This is a genomic window from Tritonibacter sp. SIMBA_163, from assembly GCF_046535935.1.
Taxonomy (GTDB): Bacteria; Pseudomonadota; Alphaproteobacteria; order Rhodobacterales; family Rhodobacteraceae; genus Epibacterium; species Epibacterium scottomollicae.
This window is the reverse complement of the sequence record NZ_JAWJBP010001141.1, coordinates 1-243: the sequence shown is the minus strand read 5'-3', so window position 1 is coordinate 243 and position 243 is coordinate 1. Positions and strand designations below refer to the sequence as shown.

Below are 243 nucleotides of genomic sequence, written 5' to 3'. Positions count from 1 at the left end.
GTGACGCGCGACAGGAGTGGCGCGAACAGGGCGGTATTCTCCGGTCTCAGCGCGTGCGCGGGCCCCTGGGCGGGGGCGCCGCGGCCGGCGATCATAGAAGTGGCCACGGTCCAGGGCGCGCCGGCAAAGGCGATCAGCGTAGTCTCAGAGGGGCGCGCCCGCGACAAGAGGCGTACGGTCTAGTAGATGGGGATCAAGGTCTTGTGCACATCGGTGGGGGGGCCAAGTTTGGCAAAACCCGCT

The 243-nt window shown here is 68.3% G+C and carries 1 pseudogene; it reads right to left on the bottom strand.

The features are described 5' to 3' along the window. A pseudogene (locus R0J92_RS25890) lies at nucleotides 1-243 on the bottom strand (uroporphyrinogen decarboxylase family protein); the annotation flags it as partial.